Raw genomic sequence first — 5,654 nt, forward strand, 5'->3', positions numbered from 1 at the left:
AATCCGAGTTCTTCGTTTCATGGCAACGTCCCCCCTTGATTAAGGATAGCGTTGCATCGACCCATTGAACTCACAGCTCAAAGCCGACCGTCAGATAAGATTGTATTCTATCCGCGGAAACGGTCAGTTCAGGTCTGAGCTACTACAACTGAAGACCCAATATAAAGCCGGCGCAGTGAAAACTGCAGCCGGCTTTTTTCGTTGTAACGATCACTGTTGAGGACGATATCCCGAGCGGGGTTTGCTCTGTTCGACATCGGTTTGTTCAGCGGCAGAAGGTGTATGTTGCCCGTCGCCCGTTGAAATAGTCTGAGAATACGCGTCATAACCTGCCATCCTTCGTTGTTGCGGATCACTCAATGGCAGAGGCTCCTCCCCTCCTTCATTGAACCAACGCACCATAGAACACGCCTGCTGAACAAAATCAGATTCACCCTCAAACTTAAGATGCTCCCAACTTTTATTCTCTGCCAATGCCATCCCGCCGGCGATATGCTCACCTTCATTCACGCGATGATCACCCACTTCGATCCGCTCACCTTTATCCTGAAGCTCGACACACCCATCACGCACATACTGTACCGTCCCATCACGTGTAACCTGTGTGGCATAACCGTCTAATGCAAAGGCCGGTGTATCGTCAGCCACGGCGCACACAATGCTGTTGGTTGATATCGGTGCGGTACGTTGTGTCCGTTTCATGCGATACGCAAATGCACGCAGCTGAGCGATGGCGGCTTGATCATGACTCAAGGCCTGCTGCTCAACCCATTCACGGTAAGACAGTCGACGGTTAGCGGGATCGGCTTTGAAGGCAGCACGTTCGTCCTTAACCGCGAGACGCAATGCTGCCATGGCTTTCATGCGTTCGACTTCAATAATGTGGTACGTCAATTTCCGCAACAACGGATCGCCAATGGCGACTCTTGCTCGCGCCTTCTGCCAGGCAAAGCGTTTTGACTCATTCTGGTAGCGTCGTTTGACGACACTTGCATCTAACTTTGGTCGTTTCCAGGCGTGTTTATACGCCTGGTAACGTGCTTTCAAATCTGCACGTGCATCTGCTCTCGCCAGGCGACGCTCGAGCCGGGCAGTCAAATCACGCGCATGCAATGTTGGCTCATACCGGAACTCATGCACAATGGCATCAGTCGCTGTCGTAGTGTGATCTTTAGTATAAGTACCCACATTTTCCAGGGGCTGGAACTGACCCAGATCTTTCTCCAGACAACCCAGCGTAAGGTCAGGATGAACGCTACTTGCCTTCACCGGAGGAAGCTCGGGATTGTCGATAGAATAGATGGCCAGCCCTTTCCCTTTCGGTTTCAACGCTAACCCGGCATTCACTAAAATGCGGTGAACATCCTTCCACGTCAGGTTAGGATCGGCCATAGCCTCATCAATTTTAAACCCACATTCAGTGACGGCGTAGGTATGGAGGCTTTCAACATCGGCGTAATACTCCAGTGCCTTGGCACCAGAGGGAGTCAGGCTTTTCTCGCGTTTTGAGCGAACAATTTCGCCCTGATCGTTAACAGCAAAGAACCCGTTCGTCGGTGTCCAGTTGTACTTGAGTTCTAGTTCACGTGCCGCTTGCTGCAGTCGGATCCGAGTAAAGGAGTCATCGGCGGCTTTATAGGTTTCTGGATGAATACGGTTGGCAGCAACGTGGCAATGGATGTTGTTCGTATCGGTATGGATCGCCGCGACGTACTGGTGTTCCGACATACCCAGTGCCGATAAACTGTGACGAACGCTATCAAAGATGTGCTCCGTTGACGGGTTATCTGTTTCTGGCCATGACAGGAAATAATGCAGCACGGGATCCTTGCAACGCGTGTTCTGCAGTGCGACTGCATTCATCTCGACCGATGCAGTCGTAATGTTGAAGCAGTTCGTCTCACACATGACGCCATCAAACATCACCTGAGTATGACCGTGAGGATCAGCATGCATGATTTGCTGCAAGTCCGCATCGCCATTACGACTGATGTAATCAACGAGGTGGTTAAAGATAGCGTCTTTTGAACGTGGGCGTCGCCAGCCTGGGTGCTCGGGTTCCAGTGGAGTGTCGGGTTTATCTTCGTCGCGGACAACGGTATAGGCGACCAGCTGTAAGAAGCTGCTCTTGCCATCACGCCGTTTTTCCGGGATTCGAATAATCATGCTGTCAAACTCACTCCATACCCACTTTTAATATTGCCTTCTGAATCGCCATCAACACATCAGAATACTCTTTACTCATCACCCCGCCGCCCTCTTTAAACAAGTGCTTTTGCAAGCCACCAAGGCGCCGGAGTTCCATAATCAGCTCTGTATCACACTTGGCTTCTATACGACGACCGAGCGCGCTACGAAGCATGAAGGCACCTATGCTGAGGCCTGCTGCGTCAGCCTTCTTCATGACGGCTTCTTTGTCTTCGGGAAAACAACGAATGCTGGGAAGCAGGGCTGTTCTGTTCCGGCTTTCGCTTTTACTCATGGTGAGTTTTCCCTTCTAGTCTCGTCAGAAAACAGTCTCGTGGGGTGTCGGGGCTCTGCCCTGACCCAGCGTTTTGTTGAACCGACTGCGTGCAGGCGGTGCTACAAAACACATCTGGTCCCGTCTTTGAAACCGGATATCTGTATTATGGCTGATATCACCTGTTTTGTCATTACACCATGGGAGAACTTTTTCGGGAGTTGTGCTTGTTGAAGGCATTCGTATACTATTGTCATTATTGAGATTAATGAGAATGGAGACGTTGAACATGGCAGCAAAAAATCAGTACAGCTCAGAGCAATTAGAATTGGCTAAAGTTCAGCTTGATGAGCTTCCAGATTTGAGCAAAGAAAGACTCACTGGAAAAGAAGTTCTGGAAGGATTGAAAGACAAAATTATTGTATTGGCTACGCAAAAAGGGTACACCGCCAAGGACATTAAATCCGCCCTTGAAGCATGCGAAATCACAGTCAGTGAACGTTCCATTCAGGACATGATAAAAAGCACAGTTTCCTCGAAGAGGAAAACAGCAACACCACGTAAGTTGAAAACGATAAATAATGCACAACCTGATTCAGTTCATAGTGGCAATTCGGCTGCACAAAACTAAAAATCATCTGGTTACGGTTCAATGCCGTGACCAGATGAAAGGTAAATATACGCACAAAAATGGATTTAACTGAGATGTGTACAGCATTCTCCTTTAGCATTCGATGTGCTTAAGGAGAATAAGAAGATTTTCACCAGTAATACGTGGGCATCTCGTCTATTGTATCCCCATCAGCATCAAACTGAATCATGTTAAAATCGTACTTGAGTATCATCGAATAGACAAACTTTCTAAATTCCTTTGACAATCCTAACGCTTTCAATCGCAAAACGATGTATCGGTATCCCCACAGGTCAATAACAAACCCATACTCATATTCCATTATCCAGTTGTATTTCTCAGTCGTGCAATTTGCTATCAACCCCAGAGTCGCATTGTCTTCAATCGTCATGTGCGCTGTGCTGCACACCAAACACCGTTTTATCTCAACTGTTTTTCTCATAAAAAATCCTTATAGGCGGCAGATTACTGCCGCCTGTTTATAATTATTATTTCAATGCTTTCATCGCTTCGGCCATTTTCCACAATGCATTATTGAGCTTAATATCACCTGTAATGCCATTCACGGCACGCGTTCTGCTACGTTGCCCTTTTGCAGTTCGACCATCAATCCCACCCTTGATCATGTTCTCCTGGACACGTTGATAGGTTGTCCATAAATCCGGGTCATTGTCCTCTCTGCGCCTTGCCTGCAACACTTGTTCTGCGGAAATGGGTTGATGCGTGTCGAAGTATTTGTAACCCAATGCAGCATCTGCATAGAGCATTTGCTCATCACGATTTAACGTTATGGATTTCATCTCTTCACGTGATTCCGTCACTTTATCGAACAAGCCAAGCACCTCATAAGCCCCGTCAATAACTTGTCCAACCACGTCCCCCTTGTGAGGTACACGAACCTCACCAAACGTATCACCGCACACCAAACCGTTATTGCACACGAAACGAAAAACGCCGGGGATCATCTGGTAACTGCTGCTGCCGTCATGACTGTTTAGCAAAATAATTTCCGGAACTTCATCATGTTGACCGAAGCCATTACGGCGCAGGCGAAGCATATGGCGGGTATGCCCCCTCTTGCCTTCATCACGAACTTTAGTCTGACAGGCGTAAAACGGTTGGAACCCTTCTTCCCGGAGTTTATCCAACAGGCTGATCGTTGGAATGTAGGTATAACGCTCGCTACGGGAGGCATGTTTCTCCTCAGAAAAAACACTGGGTACAAATGTTGCCAACTCGTCGTTGGTCAGCGGGCGATCTTTACGGATGACATTGGCGCTGCGGAAACCTGAATATAATCTTTGCATTTTAATTCTCCCAAACCCTGTTTCTGGTGTTACTCCCCTTTCCGGCGTTGCCGGGCGCGGAGCGTCTTGTGCTGTGACATTGAGACCGGGCCGGGGTACAAGACGAAACCACAAGGGCACCACCGCAAGCCGCATGCGCAAGCGAATGACTGAAAGGAATGAGTGCGAACGGGTGAGGATGGAGGCGCAAGCGAACCCTTGTGGGATCGACGCCCCGGCTCAGCGTCTGTCACGGCAAAAGACACTCTGAGCCATGCCTGTTGGCAAGGAGTGGCACCGAAATAATTCACCTGGCAAAGCCAGGTCGCCTTAGTGTTGCCGCAATCTGTGGCAACAGTGAAAGCGGCGCCGGCGAATAGCCGGCTGCAAGCGCGGGGGTGTTTCGGGAGGTGCCGGCTCAATGCCGGCAGCGCCCGATAGCCGCCCTGAGAGGCGGCACAATAAAGCTAACAGGTATAACCGCGCTGAATTTCCAAATAGCGCAGTAACTGCGCCCACTCAAACACTTTTAAGGCGGGGACACGCGCCGGTTTACGCGCATTACGTTGTTGCAAGATGTAGCGCCCGATCGTCTCGATATATTCATCAATAATCATTTTTTGCTCTCCGTGAGAAATGATGTCCCGCTGCGTTATAGCAGCGGGAAACGATGGGTTTTAGGCAGCAACCTGCGCCGATTCCGTTTCACGAAACGCACTCACGTGCGTCATGATCTGACTGTGCGACAGCGTGACATGATCGCGAAGTTTGAAATACGCCTCCCCGAACTGAACATAAATGTCGGTTATGTTACCGCTATACATTTCCATCATTTTGAAGGACGAATAACCCGCGCTAAATTGCCAATCCAGCGGCGGCAACATTTCCAGCTTTTCCATGTATTCGTCTTTGCTGATGCGCTGAACCGGCAATTTTGCCGCATCATTCATCGCACGCAAGGCCGCTTCGAACGTCACCAGTTCGCAAGCTGGCTTGATCTGCTGTAACTGTGCCAAGGTCTGGCCGCAGGAGGTGACATACTCCCCATCCAGCCAGATAGCCACACCAACCGGCCACATTGTCCCCGGCACATAAAAAACCATTTGTTGTTGTTGCTCGATCGTTGACATAACCACTCCCGTTAGTCAGTGAATCAGAAGCCGCGGCGACTTCTTTCTGGTGTATACCCCTTTTGGCTTTTTGCCGGCGCGGGGTGACTGGCGCCGTGACAACATGACCGGGACGGGGTATCAGCTGACGATGCAAGGGCGGGACC

At 49.7% G+C, this 5,654-nt stretch carries 7 protein-coding genes; 1 reads left to right on the forward strand and 6 read right to left on the reverse strand.

Going from position 1 to position 5,654, the window contains the following annotated elements:
* Positions 1-210: 210 nt before the first annotated feature.
* Positions 211-2,166 (reverse strand): TraI/MobA(P) family conjugative relaxase, encoded by a 1,956-nt coding sequence (traI, locus tag AC2FC2_RS26620; RefSeq protein WP_130016777.1) that lies wholly within the window; start codon positions 2,164-2,166, stop codon positions 211-213.
* 10 nt (positions 2,167-2,176) lie between these two features.
* On the reverse strand, positions 2,177-2,482 hold the full coding sequence (gene mobA / locus AC2FC2_RS26625; RefSeq protein ID WP_130016778.1) for a plasmid mobilization protein MobA: 306 nt from the start codon (positions 2,480-2,482) through the stop codon (positions 2,177-2,179).
* A gap of 268 nt (positions 2,483-2,750) precedes the next feature.
* Here mobA and AC2FC2_RS26630 point away from each other — a divergent pair, with 268 nt between their 5' ends.
* Positions 2,751-3,092 carry a mobilization protein MobC gene (locus AC2FC2_RS26630; protein WP_242503224.1) on the forward strand — a complete coding sequence of 114 codons (342 nt, stop codon included), beginning with the start codon at positions 2,751-2,753 and terminating at the stop codon, positions 3,090-3,092.
* A gap of 130 nt (positions 3,093-3,222) precedes the next feature.
* On the opposite strand, the gene AC2FC2_RS26635 is transcribed toward AC2FC2_RS26630, so the two are convergent.
* From AC2FC2_RS26635 to AC2FC2_RS26650, 4 genes are all read right to left on the reverse strand, one after another.
* Entirely contained in the window at positions 3,223-3,534 is a 312-nt protein-coding gene (locus tag AC2FC2_RS26635) for a DUF5983 family protein (RefSeq protein ID WP_261159732.1), read from the reverse strand.
* Positions 3,535-3,580: 46 nt separating this feature from the next.
* Positions 3,581-4,399 carry a DUF932 domain-containing protein gene (locus tag AC2FC2_RS26640; protein WP_130016779.1) on the reverse strand — a complete coding sequence of 273 codons (819 nt, stop codon included), beginning with the start codon at positions 4,397-4,399 and terminating at the stop codon, positions 3,581-3,583.
* A gap of 446 nt (positions 4,400-4,845) precedes the next feature.
* On the reverse strand, positions 4,846-4,995 hold the full coding sequence (locus AC2FC2_RS26645) for a hypothetical protein (RefSeq protein WP_165366321.1): 150 nt from the start codon (positions 4,993-4,995) through the stop codon (positions 4,846-4,848).
* 60 nt (positions 4,996-5,055) lie between these two features.
* Entirely contained in the window at positions 5,056-5,508 is a 453-nt protein-coding gene (locus tag AC2FC2_RS26650) for a hypothetical protein (protein WP_129935340.1), read from the reverse strand.
* Positions 5,509-5,654 lie beyond the last annotated feature (146 nt).

It is taken from the genome of Serratia sp. CoH_122_TC_1 (assembly GCF_058191755.1).

What these genes read in the sequence shown, in the direction of transcription:
- traI (WP_130016777.1), bottom strand. Translation starts at nt 2,166, where the DNA reads ATGATTATTCGAATCCCGGAAAAACGGCGTGATGGCAAGAGCAGCTTC.
- AC2FC2_RS26635 (WP_261159732.1), bottom strand. Translation starts at nt 3,534, where the DNA reads ATGAGAAAAACAGTTGAGATAAAACGGTGTTTGGTGTGCAGCACAGCG.
- AC2FC2_RS26645 (WP_165366321.1), bottom strand. Translation starts at nt 4,995, where the DNA reads ATGATTATTGATGAATATATCGAGACGATCGGGCGCTACATCTTGCAA.
- mobA (WP_130016778.1), bottom strand. Translation starts at nt 2,482, where the DNA reads ATGAGTAAAAGCGAAAGCCGGAACAGAACAGCCCTGCTTCCCAGCATT.
- AC2FC2_RS26650 (WP_129935340.1), bottom strand. Translation starts at nt 5,508, where the DNA reads ATGTCAACGATCGAGCAACAACAACAAATGGTTTTTTATGTGCCGGGG.
- AC2FC2_RS26630 (WP_242503224.1), top strand. Translation starts at nt 2,751, where the DNA reads ATGGCAGCAAAAAATCAGTACAGCTCAGAGCAATTAGAATTGGCTAAA.
- AC2FC2_RS26640 (WP_130016779.1), bottom strand. Translation starts at nt 4,399, where the DNA reads ATGCAAAGATTATATTCAGGTTTCCGCAGCGCCAATGTCATCCGTAAA.